This window comes from Arthrobacter horti (assembly GCF_030731045.1).
GTDB lineage: Bacteria > Actinomycetota > Actinomycetes > Actinomycetales > Micrococcaceae > Arthrobacter_E > Arthrobacter_E nanjingensis.
On sequence record NZ_JAVALS010000001.1, the window covers coordinates 518,359 to 533,021 of the forward strand.

The window sequence follows — 14,663 nt, forward strand, 5'->3', positions numbered from 1 at the left end:
CGCCTTTCCTGGAGGTGTCCGGCCGTGGAATTCACGGCCATCGTTCAGTCTACGTCAGGCCGGTGGACGGTCACGGCTTGGCCACGGGTGGGTATCGATCGGGTTGCACTTCCGCGAGGGCCCCGGCCCGGGTGCCGGGGCCGCTCCGGCATGTGGCAAGGTGGTTTGGGGGCTTGCCATGTGCAGCCCTTTGTGCTGTCCGGACCGGCGGCACGGCGGAAACGGACCGGATGGCGGGTGAGAGCATGGCGATGGACAAACGGCCTACGACGGCGCGGCGTCTCCGCGGCGCTCTCGCGGCGGCCGCGCTGGGCCTTCCTCTGCTGCTGTCCGCCTGCTCGGCGTCGCAGTCCTCCACCGTCTCTTCGGCCCTGCCGGAGCCCTCCGTGTTGGCCAGCTCCGTCCCCGAGGCGACCGCGACGCTGCCGGGTGGCTCCGCGGATCAGGCGACGCAGTCGCAGGCACAGATCTACTGGATCGGCCGGACCGGCGGGAACGCCTATCTCTTTCCCGAGCCACGCAAGACGGACAAGAACTCAGACCCGGTGACGGCGGCGCTGACGGTGATGATGGGCCAGAAGCCCACGGATCCGGACTACTTCACGGCTTGGCAGCCGCCGCACCGCGTCGCGGCCTCCATCTCCGGCACCTCGACCATCACCGTGGATGTCAGCAGCGACGCGTTCTCAAGGAACCTCGATCCCTCGATGGCCAAGCGCGCCATCCAGCAGCTTGTGTTCACGGCGGCCTCCGCCGCGCTCACCTCCGGGATGGTCGACGGGGGTGCCGAGCCCGACGTCGTCCTCCTGATCGACGGCCGCAGCGACGTCAAAGCCTTCGGCAGCATCGCGCTCGGCCAGAGCTTCCACCGGGAGACCGCCTATCTCTCCCCCGTCAGTATCACCAGTCCCCAGGAAGGGACGACGGCCGGCGCCGGCCCGCTCACGTTCAGCGGGATGGTGCTTGGCAGTTCCCTGGACGTCCGTTGGAAGGTGGTCCGCCTCGATGTCCAGAACGGCCAGCCGGACGTCGTGTCCGCGATGACCACGGCACACCTGGAGTCCGCGGGAGTCGGACGTTTCTCCGCCACGGTCAAGCTGACTCCGGGCCGTTACGAGCTCTCCGTGAGCAAGGACGGCGCACCGGGCACCCCTGCCGTGGTCGATACGAAGACGATCACCATCCGCTGAGTGGCACTCCCGGGACACCGGCCCCGGGCCGGTGGCTCACCAGCGGCCCAGGACCGTGCTCGCCACGACGATCGCCGCGGGTCCGGCGCTGCTGGACCGGAGCACGTGAGGGCCGAGCAGCGCGGTCTTCGCACCCGCCTCGCGGAACTTCGAGACCTCTTCGGGACTGATTCCGCCCTCCGGGCCGACGATCAGCAGGATCTCGGCGTCCTGGGCCTCGGTGCCACCCACTTCATCGCCCAGCCTGAGGCTGAGGGATTCCGCGGCGTCCTCGTGGAGGATGTACGCGTGGGAGGCCCGGGCGATGCGTCTCACCAGCCCGGCCGTGTCGACGGGGTCCTCGACCGCCGGTGTCCGGGAGCGGCGGGACTGCTTGGCCGCCGCACGGACCACGGATCTCCACTTGGCCAGGGCCTTGGCCGCGCGGTCACCTCGCCAGCGGACGATGGAGCGGTCGGCCTGCCAAGGCAGGACACCGTCGACGCCGAGCTCCGTGGCGCTCTCGATCGCCTGCTCATCGCGGTCGCCCTTCGCCAGCGCCTGGACCAGGACGATCCGCGGAGCGGGCGCCGGCTCACGGTGAACGTGCGCGACAGTGACCACCAGCTCGTCGCCGTGGGCGGACTCCACGGTCCCCGTGACCCGGGTCCCGTGTTCATCCACCAGGTCCACACCCTCGCCCGCAGCCAGCCGCTTGACGGTGGCCGCATGGCGCGCCTCGGGGCCGGTGAGCATCACGGACCCTCCCGGGACCGCAGACGCGAGGTCCTCGGGAGTGGCGAAGAAGACCGGATTGCTCATCTCAGAGATTGCCGAGCTTGTCGCGCAGCTTGGCGAACATCCCACCGCCGCTGTTCAGCTTGCCCGGGGTGAACTCCTCGTCCCGGAGCCCGGCCAGCTTCCTCAGCAGCTCCTCCTGCTCGGCGTCGAGCCGGGTGGGCGTCTCCACCTGGATCCGCACCTTCAGATCGCCCCGGCCATAGCCGCGCAGGTGGGTGACGCCGAGTTCGTTGAGCGTGATCACCTCGCCCGTCTGGGTGCCGGGCTTGACGCTGATGTTCTGGGCGCCGTCGAAGGTCTCCAGCTCGATGTCGGTGCCGAGCGCCGCGGCGGTCATGGGGACCTTCAGGGACGCGTGCAGATCGTCGCCCTCACGCGTGTAGGTCTTGTCCGCGTTCACCTTCACCTGGACGTACAGATCGCCGGAGGGACCGCCGGCGATGCCGGCCTCGCCGTGCCCGGAGAGCTGGATGCGGGTGCCGGTGTTGACACCGGCGGGCACCTTGATGGACAGCGAGCGGTGCGAACGGACCCGGCCCTGGCCGTTGCACTCGTTGCAGGGGTCCTTGATGACGGTGCCGAAGCCCTGGCAGCTCGGGCAGGTCGAGGCGGTCATGACCTGGCCGAGAATGGAGCGGACGGGCCGCTGGATCTGGCCGGCTCCGTGGCATATGTCGCAGCGTTCGGGACTCGTGCCCGGCTGGCAGCACGTACCGTCGCACGTCTGGCAGACCACGGCGGTCTCCAGCTCGAGGGTCTTCTCGACGCCGAACACGGCGTCCTTCAGATCGATGCGCACCTCGATGAGGGCGTCTTGACCGCGGCGGACCCGGGAGGCCGGTCCCGCGGCCGAGCCGCCGCCGAAAAAGGTGTCGAAGATGTCCTGGAAGGCGAAGCCACTGCCCGAGTACCCGCCGAAGCCGGTGTCGGTGCCGTTCTCATTACCCGTGGTGTCGTAGACGCGGCGCTTCTCCGGGTCGGAGAGCACCTCGTAGGCGTGGGTCACGGCCTTGAACTTCTCGGAGGCATCCTCACCCGGGTTCACATCCGGGTGCAGGGTCCGGGCCAGCTTGCGGTAGGCCTTCTTGATCTCTTCCCCACTGGCGTCGCGGGGAACCCCGAGGACTTCGTAGTGGCTGCTCACGTGTCTCTTCTTCTCTTCCTGTTTTGCGTACCGGATCCAGGAACGCCGCCGGCGCTCAGTTCGCCAGGATCCGTGACAGATAACGGGCCACGGCGCGTACCGCGGCCATCGACGACGGGTAGTCCATGCGGGTCGGGCCCAGGACGCCGACCTTGGACACGGCTCCCCTGCCGTAACCGGTGGCGACCACTGAGGTCCCGGCCAGTTCGTCGAAGGGGTTCTCGCGTCCGATGCTGACCGCCACACCGTGCTGGTCCTGGTGCATCTCGGTGAGGAGCCGCAGCATGACCACCTGCTCCTCCAGCGCCTCGAGGACCGGTCCGATGCTGAGCGGGAAGTCCATCGTGGCGCGGGCCAGGTTCGCGGTGCCGGCCAGGACGATGCGGTCCTCCGTGCCCGCCTCGGCCAGCGTCGTCAGCGCGGCGGCCAGATGAGCGGCCGCAGGCTGGAGTGCGGGAGCGAACGTGGCGGGAAGGCTCTCCAGCGCCTCGCGGAGGCCGTGCACGGCGCGGCCCGATCCTGCCGTGAGGAACGCCGTCCGCAGCTGGGCCACGTCATCCTCGGTCACCGCCTGCCCCAGGTCCACCACCCGCTGCTCGACGCTGCCGGCGTCGGTGATGAGGACGGCGAGGACCTGTGCGGGTCCCAGAGCGACGATCTCCAGGTGGCGGACGCGCGCCTGGCTGGCCGTCGGGTACTGGACGACGGCGACCTGCCGGGTCAGCTGGGACAGCAAACGCGCGGAGCGCTCCAGGACGTCGTCGAGGTCGTCCGCCTCATCGAGGAAGGTGTGGATGGCGCGCCGTTCCGGCGCCGAGAGAGGCTTCACCGAGGCGAGCTGGTCCACGAAGAGGCGGTATCCCTTGTCCGTGGGAATCCTGCCCGCGCTGGTGTGCGGGGCCGCGATGAGCCCCTCCTCCTCGAGGGCGGCCATGTCGTTGCGGATCGTTGCGCTGGAAACCCCCAGCTGATGGCGTTCCACCAGGACCTTCGAGCCCACGGGCTCTCGGTAATGGACGTAGTCCTCCACGATGGCGCGCAGCACGGCGAGCCGGCGGGGATCGCTCACGCTGTCACCTCCACTGTTCTGGCCTTCGGCGTTTCTCTTAGCACTCTACCTCTCCAAGTGCTAATTCTAGTATGTCCGCCGCGACACGGGCGCACCGTTGTCCATTCACTGCAGGGAGCACATCATGTCCATCCACACCTGGGGGCCGCAGGAGCTCGGCAAGCCCGTTCAGCGGACGCTCCGGGAGGTCCCAGTGGAACTCGGGATGGTGCTGGAGGATGTCCAGACCGGTTGGGTGGGCGCCGTGACCCGGGTGGAGAAGTCCGGTGGCATGCACATCCTGGCGCTGGAGGACCGGCGCGGCAAGGCACGCTCATTCCAGTTGGGCTTCGGTTTCCTTCTGGACGGGGAGCCCGTGAAGATCACGCCCCCGCAGGCCGCGAAGACGCCGCAGGGCCCGCGGCGCACCGCCAGCGGGTCCATCCAGGTGGACGCCAAGGCGCGGACCGCACTGGCCAGCCGCATCTGGGTGGAGGGCAAGCACGACGCCGAACTCGTGGAGCGTGTGTGGGGTGACGATCTGCGCGTGGAGGGCATCGTGGTCGAGCCTCTGCACGGCGTGGACGACCTGGAAGCGGCGGTGCGCGCCTTCGGGCCCGGGCCGGGGCGCAAGCTCGGCATCCTGGTGGACCACCTGGTGCCGGGTTCCAAGGAGCAGCGGATCGTGGATTCACTCCTGAAGCACCCGGGAATGGCGCAGCACGTCCTGGTGGTGGGTCACCCGTACGTCGACGTCTGGCAGGCCATCAAGCCCCAGACGCTCGGGATCCCCGCCTGGCCGGAGATCCCCCGCGGCATGGACTGGAAGACCGGGATCCTGAAGGCCTTCGGCTGGCCGCACGCGACTGCGGAGGATGTGGGCCTGGGGTGGCAGAAGCTCCTCTCCACGGTGCGCAGCTACGCGGATCTGGAACCCTCGCTGCTGGGCCGGGTCGAGGAAGTCATCGACTTCCTCACCGCCTGAGCCGCCAGCCACTATGCTGGAGGAGAACTCTCGGCCGTGGTGGATCCGCGGTGGCTGGAACTATCTCAGGAGTAACGCCGGTGTCGGACGCATCTGGACCACAGTCGCAGGGTAACCCCTCCGGGAGGCCCGGCCCCGATGGAGCTCCGGGCGCGTCCCGGCGCGGACCGGGAGGGTCGGACTACTCCGGAACCAGCGCCGTGCCGGAACCGCTGAGCCCGTCCGAGGACCGGCAGTGGGCGATGCTGGCGCACTTCGGCGGCATCCTGGGTTTCGTCCCGTCATTGCTGATCCATCTGATCTTCAAGGACCGCGGGCCGTTCACGGCCCAGGAGTCCAAGGAAGCCCTCAATTTCACGCTCCCCCCGACCCTCGTCGCGGTGGTCGCGAACATCCTCAGCCTCATTCCGTTCATCGGCGGGGCGTTCGCGGTGATCGCTGCGCTGATCTGGATCGCACTGACGATCTTCTCCGTGAACGCCGGCATCCATGTGAACCGTGGCCAGCCGTACCGCTACAGATTCAACCTCCGCCTGATCAAGTAGGAGGCACACAGAAGGCCCGCACCGATCGGTGCGGGCCTTCTGTGTCTGTCAATCCGGCAGCAGGCGGCGGACGACGGCGTCGGCCAGCAGGCGGCCGCGCAGGCTCAGCCGCACGGAGCCGGCGAAGGCGGCCTTGGCGTCGATGAGGCCGTCGGCGATCAGACCCGCGACGGCGGCACGGCCTTCCGCCCGCAGCGTCGCCGTCGGCAGCCCCTCGGCCAGCCTCACACGCAGCAGGACGTCCTCGACATAGCGTGCGCCGTCGTCGAGCACCTCCTTGCCCGCGGCGGGCGAGACGCCCGTGGCCAGGCGCTGGGCGTAGGCGCGAGGGTGTTTGACGTTCCACCAGCGAACGCCGCCCACGTGCGAGTGCGCGCCGGGGCCGATGCCCCACCAGTCACTGCCGCGCCAGTAGGCGAGATTGTGCCGGCACTCCTGGTCGGCTGTGCGCGCCCAGTTGCTGACTTCGTACCACTGCAGCCCACCGGCGGAGAGCCGCGCTTCGGCGTGCTCGTACTTGTCGGCGTGGTCGTCGTCGTCGACGTCGGGGACCTCACCGCGGCGGATCTGCGCGGCCAGCTTGGTGCCGTCCTCGATGATGAGCGCGTAGGCGCTCAGATGATCCGGCTCGCACGCGAGTGCGGCGTCCAGGGACCGCTCCCAGTCGGCCAGGGACTCCCCCGGTGTGCCGTAGATGAGGTCGAGGCTGACGTTCAGGCCCGCGGCCCGCGCCCACTCGACCACCTGGGGCACCCGCTCCGGGCGGTGCACCCGGTCCAGGACCTTCAGCACATGCGGCACGGCGGACTGCATCCCGAAGGAGACCCGCGTGAAGCCGGCCTCGGCTAGACGTGCCAGCGACTCCGGCGACACGGTCTCGGGGTTGGCCTCCGTGGTGACCTCTGCGCCTTCGGCAAGGCCCCACAGCTCGCGTGCCCGGCCCAGCAGGCCACCGAGCTCCGCGGCGTCGAGCAGGGTGGGGGTTCCGCCGCCGAAGAAGACGGTGGACACCTCCCGGGCGGGCAGGCCGGAGCGTTCCAGCACACCGGCCGCGAAGTCGAGCTCACCGAGGGCCGTCCCGGCGTACTCCGCCTGGCTGGCCCCGCCGCCGAGCTCCGTGGCCGTGTAGGTGTTGAAGTCGCAGTAACCGCAGCGGACCGTGCAGTACGGGACGTGGATGTACAGGCTGAAGGGACGCTCCGCCGCACCGACGGCCGCCTGGGCGTCCAGGAGGCCGTCGGCGGGCGCGGGGTCCCCGAGGGGCAGCACGCTGGGCATGCGTTACTTCTTGGCCTTGTCCTTGCCGGTGTTCTCGTCGTTGCTCAGGGCGGCGATGAACGCCTCCTGCGGCACTTCGACGCGGCCCACCATCTTCATGCGCTTCTTGCCTTCCTTCTGCTTCTCCAGCAGCTTGCGCTTACGGCTGATGTCGCCGCCGTAGCACTTGGCGAGGACGTCCTTGCGGATGGCGCGGATGTTCTCGCGGGCGATGATGCGGGCACCGATGGCGGCCTGGATGGGGACCTCGAACTGCTGGCGCGGGATGAGCTCACGGAGCTTGGAGGTCATCATGACGCCGTAGGCGTACGCCTTGTCACGGTGGGTGATGGCGCTGAACGCGTCCACGGTCTCGCCCTGGAGGAGGATGTCCACCTTGACCAGATCGGCCACCTGGTCCCCGTCCGGCTTCCAGTCCAGCGAGGCGTAGCCGCGGGTCTTGGACTTCAGGGTGTCGAAGAAGTCGAAGACGATCTCCGCCATCGGAACCCAGTAGCGCAGCTCCACGCGGTCCTCGGAGAGGTAGTCCATGCCGCGCATCTGGCCGCGGCGGGACTGGCACAGCTCCATGATGGCGCCGACGAATTCGTTGGGGGCCAGGATGGTTGCCGCGACCATCGGCTCGCGGACCTCGTGGATCTTGCCGGTGGGGAATTCGCTCGGGTTGGTCACGATCGCCGTGGACTTGTCCTCCAGCGTCACCTCATAGACCACGTTCGGAGCCGTGGAGATGAGGTCGAGATTGAACTCACGCTCCAGACGCTCACGGACGATCTCCAGGTGGAGCAGGCCGAGGAAGCCCACGCGGAAGCCGAAGCCCAGGGCCGCGGAGGTCTCCGGCTCGTACACCAGCGCGGCGTCGTTGAGCTTGAGCTTGTCCAGCGCCTCGCGCAGCACCGGGTAATCGGTGCCGTCCAGCGGGTAGAGGCCGGAGAACACCATGGGCTTGGGATCCGCGTAGCCGCCCAGGGCCTCCGTGGCCGGCTTGGCCAGATTGGTGACCGTGTCGCCGACCTTGGACTGGCGGACGTCCTTCACGCCGGTGATGAGGTAGCCCACCTCGCCGACGCCCAGACCGCGGGTGGGCTCCGGCTCGGGAGAGCTGACGCCGATCTCCAGGAGTTCGTGGCTGGCCTTGGTGGACATCATCTGGATGCGTTCGCGCGGGGAGAGCTTGCCGTCGACGACGCGCACGTAGGTGACGACGCCGCGGTAGGTGTCGTAGACGGAGTCGAAGATCATGGCCCGGGCCGGCGCGTCGGGGTCCCCGACGGGGGCGGGAAGCTCGCGGACGATCTTGTCCAGGAGGCCCTCGACGCCCACGCCGGTCTTGCCGGAGACCAGCAGGACGTCCTCCGGGTCGCCGCCGATCAGACCGGCCAGCTCGGCGGCGTACTTCTCCGGCTGGGCGGCCGGGAGGTCGATCTTGTTCAGGACCGGGATGATGGTGAGATCGTTCTCCATGGCCAGGTACAGGTTGGCCAGGGTCTGAGCCTCGATGCCCTGCGCCGCGTCCACCAGGAGCACCGCTCCCTCGCAGGCGGCGAGGGAGCGGGAGACCTCGTAGGTGAAGTCCACGTGGCCCGGCGTGTCGATCATGTTCAGGGCGTAGCTGGTCCCGTCCAGCTCCCAGGGCATGCGCACGGCCTGCGACTTGATGGTGATGCCACGCTCACGCTCGATGTCCATGCGGTCCAGGTACTGGGCCTTCATGTCCCGCGACTGGACGACGCCTGTCAGCTGCAGCATACGGTCCGCCAGGGTGGACTTGCCGTGGTCGATGTGCGCGATGATGCAGAAGTTGCGGATCAGCGCCGGATCGGTCGCGGCGGGCACCGGTGCAGTGCGGGCCATGGGAGACACTCGGGAGTCCTTACTGTTGCCTGTGGAAGCGGCCCTGCCGTGCGCGCACCGCCGGGGCGGAGGGCACGGCCGCAGGGCCAGGGAATCAATCCCCTATTCTCCCACGTTTCCCGCCCGGGTGCGCACCTCCATGCCAGACGCGCCCACGCCTTGTGGCGGCCTTCAGTAGTCTGTGGGCATGGCGAAGCTGCTGACCAGAATCCTGCGTGCACTGGGTCTCGGACGGAAGAGCACCCCGGGCGCTCCGACGGTGGCGAGGTATCCGGGTGACTACCGGGGCAAGGTCTCGGTCACTTACTCCCCCGCGCCCGATGGACGCCCGGATCCCGGGGAGGTCGTCTGGACCTGGGTGCCGTTCGAAGAAGACCATTCGCAGGGCAAGGACCGCCCCGTGCTGTTGATCGGCCGGGACGGGCGGTGGCTGCTCGGACTCATGCTGACCTCCAAGGACCGGAACAACACGTCCCACCAGGACCCCAACTACGTCGACATCGGCATCGGCCTCTGGGACCGGGCCGGGCGGCCCAGCGAGGTGAAGGTGAACCGGGTGCTCAGGGTGGATCCCGGCTCCATCCGGCGGGAAGGCTCGGTCCTGGACCGGGTGCGGTTCCAGCGTGTCGTCGCAGGTCTGCGCGGAGCCGGGCACTGAGGTCCCGATCGCCCCTCCGACACGCGGTTCCCGCTCCGGGGCCGGATTTCTGCTAAGATATTCTGCTGTGTGTCCGTACAGGTCGACGGACACTGATGATTGGCTGCCATAGGCATCCCCACGCCGCTCAGTCAATGGCCAATCTGACGCCCTCTAGACCCATCCGTCATAAAAAGAGAGTTCACTAAGTGGCTAACATCAAGTCTCAGAAGAAGCGCATCCTCACCAACGAGAAGGCTCGCCAGCGCAACGTCGCTGTCAAGTCTGAGCTCAAGACCCTCATCAAGTCCGTCAACGAGGCGGTCGAGGCTGGTAACAAGGAAGCCGCTGAGTCCGCCGTGAAGGCGGCCAGCCGTAAGCTGGACAAGGCTGTCAGCAAGGGCGTCATTCACCGGAACAACGCTGCCAACCGCAAGTCCGCCATCAACAAGAAGGTCAGCGCCCTCTAAGGAGCCCTTCCTGGCGGTGCCTGCACAGCCTGTGCACGTACTTCGCGAGAGGCCGGTCCGAATGGACCGGCCTCTCGTCGTTTAAGGCGAGTGTCACGCTCCCCCGGAGAGCGGGAGCCGTCAGCGGGCGCTCACGGAGGTGGCCACGAGGTGGACGATCCGCTCCACCGCGTAGACGGGGTCCCGGGAGAGTCCCTTCACCTGGGCGTCCGCCTCCGCCACGGCACGGATGCAGATCCGCAGCCGTTCCGGGGTCCATCGCCTGATGTCGCGCTGAGCCTGTTCCACCAGCCATGGCTGCATGCCGAGGTCCCGGGCGAGCTGCGCGGCGGATCCTCTGCTGCCGGCCACCCGGGCCAGCGTCCGCAGCTTTGCGGCGAGGGCGGCCACGAGCGGCACGGGATCCGCGCCGGTGGCAAGGGCGTGGCGGAGCGTCGCCAGAGCTCCGGCCGCATCGCCGTCGAGGGCCTTGTCGGCCACCTTGAAGGCGCTGGCCTCCACCCGTCCGCCGTAGTACTGCTCAACGGTCTCCGCCGTGACTGCACCGCTGGTGTCCTCCATGAGCTGCTGGCAGGCCGCCGCCAGTTCAGCGGTCTGGGAGCCCACGGCCTGGACCAGGGCGAGGACGGCGGGTCCTTCGATCCGGCGGCCGCCGGCACGGAACTCGGCACTCACGAAGGCGTTCTTGTCCGTATCCTTCTTCAGCGGCTGGCAGTCGACGACGGGCCACGCCGCCTTCACGGTGTCCAGGAGCTTCTTGCCGCGGGTACCGCCGGCGTGACGGAGCAGGATGACAGTGTCCTCGGCACCCGATCCTGCCAGCGCAAGTGCGTCTGTGAGGAACGCGTCGTTCATCGCCTCCAGGCGGCTGACCTCCAGCAGCTTGTACTCGCCGAACAGGGACGGGCTGCTGGCGAGAGCCAGCGATCCCGGCGCGTACTCCCCGGCGTCAAAGGACGTGACCTCCAGATCCGGGTGCGCGGCCCGAAGCTGTTTCCTCAGCAGATCCCTGGCCCGCTGGGCGAAGTACTCCTCCGGCCCGGACAGCAGAACGATCGGCGCAGGGGTCACGTCCCGCCAGCTGAGTGCGGTGCTGCTTGCGGCCTTCGCCATGGTTTCGGCTCCGTCTTCGTCCGTTGTCAGGTCCCTACGATCTTAACGCGCCACGCCGCGGATTCCGGGCCAGGGAGCGGTGCAGCCACCGGTAGGCGGCGGCCACCTTGCCAGGATGTGCCAGGGCCCACAGGATGGCGCACTCCAGAACGCCCAACGACGCCATGGTCGCCATGCCCCACGGACCCGGTGGCCAGTCCAGGACGGCTCCCGGCAGCTCCGCCAGGCTGCGCGCGATCCCCCAGATGGCCGTGGTGCACCACGAGGCGGGCACGAACAGCATCTCTCCCAGCACAGTGGAGACCGGCAGAAGCAGGAGAGCCCCCATGCCCAGCAGGGTCACCGGTGCGACAAGGGGTGCAGCGAGCAGATTGGCGGGTACCGCATAGGGCGTCAGCTGAGGCTGCAGGAGGACGAGAAGCGGTGAGCAGGCCGTCTGTGCCACCAGGGGGATGGCCAGCATGAGGGCTGGTCCGTACGGCATGATCCGGCTGAGCAGGCGAGCCATCGGACGGCCCGCCAGGACGATTCCGCCCGTGGCGGTCACGGAGAGAGCGAAGCCGGGGTCGAGGGAGAGAGCAGGTTCGGTGAGCAGTAAGCACGAGGCGCTCACGCACAGCAGAGGGATCCCCCGTGCGCCGTGGCCGCCCGCGAGCACACCGAGAGCGGCGGCCGACATCACAGCGGCCCGCAGGACACTCGAATCAGGGCCGATGAGGATGACGAACGCCCCCAGCCCGGCCAGGCCCGCAGCAGCCGCCGGGACGCGTGGCAGGCTCAGCGATCTGGCGCCGAGGAGGATCGCCGCGAAGACGATGCTGCAGTTCGCGCCGGAGACGGCGGTGAGATGTGTGAGCCCGGTGGAGGTCATCACGGCGATGAAACCGGGACCGTTCCGGGACCGCTCCCCCAGGACCATCCCTTCCAGCAGACTGCCTGGTTCTCCCGGGATCGCGGCGCTGCGCTGGAGGAAGGAGGTCCGGATGCCGCCTAGAAAGGATTCCAAGCGGCTCGGAGCCTGAAGCACGAGCGGCGCTCTCAAGACCGTGCCCTCGAGCCTGCCCGGCCTCTCGGGCTTGCGTGAGAGCCGCACCAGGGCCTCCAGCCGGGTGCCGACGGCAAGAGTGTCGTGGGGGCATGCGGTGGAACAGCGGAGCCGGATCTGAGCCACGACGGGGTTGGAGACGCCACGGTCCCCGATGCGCTGAAGGACGGCCGTGGCCATACAGCCCTGCCCGCATCGGTCCCCCTCCGCGGGGCTTTGTTCCGGCTCGGACGGCTCGGCGGGCCCCGTCACCACCAGTTCCACCGTGCGCACGGCTCCGGCATCCGCGGCGGCGATCACGGAGGATCCGACGGGATCCATCAGCCGGATCAGACCGAGGGCCGAGCCGAGCACCAGGATCACCGAGGAGAGCAGCGCGGTGTTCAGGAAGCCGCCACGCGACCGGTCTGGTTCCCGGCGCGTCCGCTGGACGGCGAGCAGCACCGTTGTCAGAGCGCCGCCGACCGCGCCCAGAGCCAGGACGTGCGGGAAGCTCCGCCATGTGACGGCCGCACTGACCGCCCAGAGCGCGAGCATACCGGGAATCAGACGGACGTCCTGAACAGACCGCGACACCTCCAGGACACGCCGCAGGCGCTCCTCCCGGTCGCGCAGAGTTAACAGGAACCGCTGGAGGATGCGGACCGGGCGCCCGGCTCGATCAGGAGGCCCCATCTCAGCCCAGGCTCACCAGCGGAAGAAGCTGTTCCAGCAGCTTGGGGCCGATCCCATCCACGGCGTCCAGGTCCTCGGTCCGGGTGAACGGGCCATGCTCCTGGCGCCAGGCGACGATCCGTTCAGCCAGGACCTTCCCGACCCGGGGAAGAGACATCAGCTCCTCCACCGATGAGCTGTTCAAGCCCACGACGGCGGCTCCCCCACCTGGAGCGGCCCCGGCGGCGCCGGCAGCGGCCTGTCCCTGAGATCTGGCAGGCTTCTCATCCTGGGCGAGCACGTGAATGTGCAGACCGTCGGTGACCTCGGCGGCGAGATTGACCGTCTCGAGCTGTGCACCGGGCTTCGCGCCACCGGCGGCCTCGAGCGCCTGGAAGACGCGCGCGTGTTCGGGAACCTTGACCACCCCCGGCTTCAGGACCGCTCCGGAGACGTGGACGAGCAGCTGCCTCGGCGGGCTCTGTGCCGGCGGCGGAGACTGGAGCGCCGGAGTGCCACCGCCCGGAGGACGGGACGCGCCCGGGCCAGGGGCGGGGACGGAGGCGGGACTGAGCAGCCACCAAGTGATCGGCACGCCGAGCACCAAGACCGCCAGAAGCGCGACGACAGCGCGCCATGGCGTTCCGGAGCGCAGCCGCGCACTCCTGTGGGCCCTCTGCCTCTCTGCGAGACCGGACGGCCCGCCGCCCCCGGGCACCGGGTCCGGTGGCACGGTCCCGGATGCCGCTCCGTGATTGAGGAGCAGATCCAGGCGTTCCGCCGTGGACCCCTGATCTCCGCTTCCGTGCCGCCGTCCGGTCCCCGATGAGCTCATGCAGCGAGGATACGGAGCACGGCGTGCGCCGCGGTTACCGGACACTCCTATGGGGACAAACGCTCCGGCGGCAACTGTGCGCTGACGATGGCCAGGACACCGAGGCCCACATGGGCGGCCAGAACCGCCGGAAGCGAGCTGATGACGGGAGGAGGTGCCTCGGGAAGCCTCGCCTGCAGCCGGTCGGCGAGTTCCCGGGCGGCCTGGGCGGAGCCGAAGTGATGGACCGCCAGCCCCAGAGAGGACTCAGGGATGTCCGCTGCGGCAGCGACAGCCAGCTCCTCGAGGCGGGCCAGGGCCCTGGCCGAGGACCGGACCTTCTCCACGGGCACCACCCGGCCGTCCGCGATCCCGAGGATCGGCTTGATCGCCAGCATGGTCCCCAGCCAGGACGCAGCTCCACCGATCCGCCCGCCCCGCCGGAGCTGCTCCAGGGACGGGACGTAGAAATGCACGGTGCTGCTCGCCAGGGACGTCTCCGCAGCGGCCTTCACCAGTTCGGAAGGCGCGCCTTGGGACGCCATGGCGCAGGCGGCCTGCACGGCGAAGCCGAGGCACATCGCCGCGGTCCGTGAGTCCACCACGTCTACGGGGACCGGGCAGCTTTCAGCGGCCAGACGTGCGGCGTCAGCGGTTCCTGACAGCTCACGGGAGAGGTGGACCGAGACGATGGCGCCATAACCGGCCGCGGCGAGGTCCCGGTAGGCGGCGGCCAGCGTCGCCGGTGACGGGCGGGAGGTCTTCACCGGCTCCCCCACCGCCATGGCGAGGCTCAGGCGCTCGAGGAGGGCGCCGTCGTCGTCCGCCAGATCGGCCGAGGAGAAGATCTCCTCCCCCACCATCACGGGAAGGGGGACGTGCCGGAACCACGGAGGCGCCTGCGCGAGCCATTCGGCGGGCAGCGCCGCGGCGGAGTCGGTCACCACGGCCACCCGGACGGCGGGCGGCTCCGGCACGCCCTTGCCCCGCGGCCCCCGGGCCGTCTGGCGAGGGGGCCGGAGACCGGCAGAGCCGAGGGCACGGAACGCTTCGAGGCGCTCGAGCAAGCGCCCCCAGCTCCACACCCCCGGCTCTGCCTTCACAGT

14 protein-coding genes are annotated in these 14,663 nt (G+C 69.2%); 5 read left to right on the forward strand and 9 right to left on the reverse strand.

Annotated features, from left to right (window positions below; translation table 11 throughout):
* Window positions 1-230: 230 nt before the first annotated feature.
* A complete protein-coding gene (locus Q9R02_RS02485; protein WP_305995048.1) occupies window positions 231-1,190 on the forward strand; it encodes a GerMN domain-containing protein in 960 nt (319 codons plus the stop codon).
* A 36-nt stretch (window positions 1,191-1,226) separates the two neighbouring features.
* Here the strand turns inward: Q9R02_RS02485 and Q9R02_RS02490 are convergent, their stop codons facing one another.
* The 3 genes from Q9R02_RS02490 to hrcA are packed head-to-tail and all read right to left on the reverse strand — an operon-like array spanning window position 1,227 to window position 4,183.
* Window positions 1,227-1,991, reverse strand: coding sequence for a 16S rRNA (uracil(1498)-N(3))-methyltransferase (locus Q9R02_RS02490; RefSeq protein WP_305995049.1), 765 nt, complete (start codon window positions 1,989-1,991; stop codon window positions 1,227-1,229).
* Window position 1,992: 1 nt separating this feature from the next.
* On the reverse strand, window positions 1,993-3,114 hold the full coding sequence (gene dnaJ / locus Q9R02_RS02495; protein ID WP_305995050.1) for a molecular chaperone DnaJ: 1,122 nt from the start codon (window positions 3,112-3,114) through the stop codon (window positions 1,993-1,995).
* A gap of 55 nt (window positions 3,115-3,169) precedes the next feature.
* The gene (hrcA, locus tag Q9R02_RS02500; RefSeq protein WP_305995051.1) at window positions 3,170-4,183 is read right to left on the reverse strand and encodes a heat-inducible transcriptional repressor HrcA; all 1,014 of its coding nucleotides are present in this window, start codon (window positions 4,181-4,183) and stop codon (window positions 3,170-3,172) included.
* 124 nt (window positions 4,184-4,307) lie between these two features.
* Here hrcA and Q9R02_RS02505 point away from each other — a divergent pair, with 124 nt between their 5' ends.
* Window positions 4,308-5,147, forward strand: a complete 840-nt coding sequence (locus Q9R02_RS02505; protein WP_305995052.1) for a DUF3097 domain-containing protein — start codon at window positions 4,308-4,310, stop codon at window positions 5,145-5,147.
* A gap of 200 nt (window positions 5,148-5,347) precedes the next feature.
* Entirely contained in the window at window positions 5,348-5,692 is a 345-nt protein-coding gene (locus Q9R02_RS02510) for a DUF4870 domain-containing protein (protein ID WP_305995053.1), read from the forward strand.
* A gap of 48 nt (window positions 5,693-5,740) precedes the next feature.
* Here the strand turns inward: Q9R02_RS02510 and hemW are convergent, their stop codons facing one another.
* The gene (gene hemW / locus Q9R02_RS02515) at window positions 5,741-6,970 is read right to left on the reverse strand and encodes a radical SAM family heme chaperone HemW (protein WP_305995054.1); all 1,230 of its coding nucleotides are present in this window, start codon (window positions 6,968-6,970) and stop codon (window positions 5,741-5,743) included.
* 3 nt (window positions 6,971-6,973) lie between these two features.
* Window positions 6,974-8,833, reverse strand: coding sequence for a translation elongation factor 4 (lepA, locus tag Q9R02_RS02520; protein ID WP_305995055.1), 1,860 nt, complete (start codon window positions 8,831-8,833; stop codon window positions 6,974-6,976).
* A 178-nt stretch (window positions 8,834-9,011) separates the two neighbouring features.
* On the opposite strand from lepA, the gene Q9R02_RS02525 reads away from it, so the two are divergent.
* A complete protein-coding gene (locus Q9R02_RS02525; RefSeq protein ID WP_305995056.1) occupies window positions 9,012-9,482 on the forward strand; it encodes a type II toxin-antitoxin system PemK/MazF family toxin in 471 nt (156 codons plus the stop codon).
* 188 nt (window positions 9,483-9,670) lie between these two features.
* Entirely contained in the window at window positions 9,671-9,931 is a 261-nt protein-coding gene (gene rpsT / locus Q9R02_RS02530; protein ID WP_305995057.1) for a 30S ribosomal protein S20, read from the forward strand.
* A 120-nt stretch (window positions 9,932-10,051) separates the two neighbouring features.
* On the opposite strand, the gene holA is transcribed toward rpsT, so the two are convergent.
* The 4 genes from holA to Q9R02_RS02550 form a co-directional block, all read right to left on the reverse strand.
* Window positions 10,052-11,044, reverse strand: coding sequence for a DNA polymerase III subunit delta (gene holA, locus Q9R02_RS02535; RefSeq protein WP_305995058.1), 993 nt, complete (start codon window positions 11,042-11,044; stop codon window positions 10,052-10,054).
* A gap of 34 nt (window positions 11,045-11,078) precedes the next feature.
* Window positions 11,079-12,764, reverse strand: coding sequence for a ComEC/Rec2 family competence protein (locus tag Q9R02_RS02540; RefSeq protein WP_305995059.1), 1,686 nt, complete (start codon window positions 12,762-12,764; stop codon window positions 11,079-11,081).
* Window position 12,765: 1 nt separating this feature from the next.
* On the reverse strand, window positions 12,766-13,338 hold the full coding sequence (locus Q9R02_RS02545) for a ComEA family DNA-binding protein (protein ID WP_305995060.1): 573 nt from the start codon (window positions 13,336-13,338) through the stop codon (window positions 12,766-12,768).
* Window positions 13,339-13,625: 287 nt separating this feature from the next.
* On the reverse strand, window positions 13,626-14,660 hold the full coding sequence (locus Q9R02_RS02550; protein ID WP_305995061.1) for a DegV family protein: 1,035 nt from the start codon (window positions 14,658-14,660) through the stop codon (window positions 13,626-13,628).
* Window positions 14,661-14,663 lie beyond the last annotated feature (3 nt).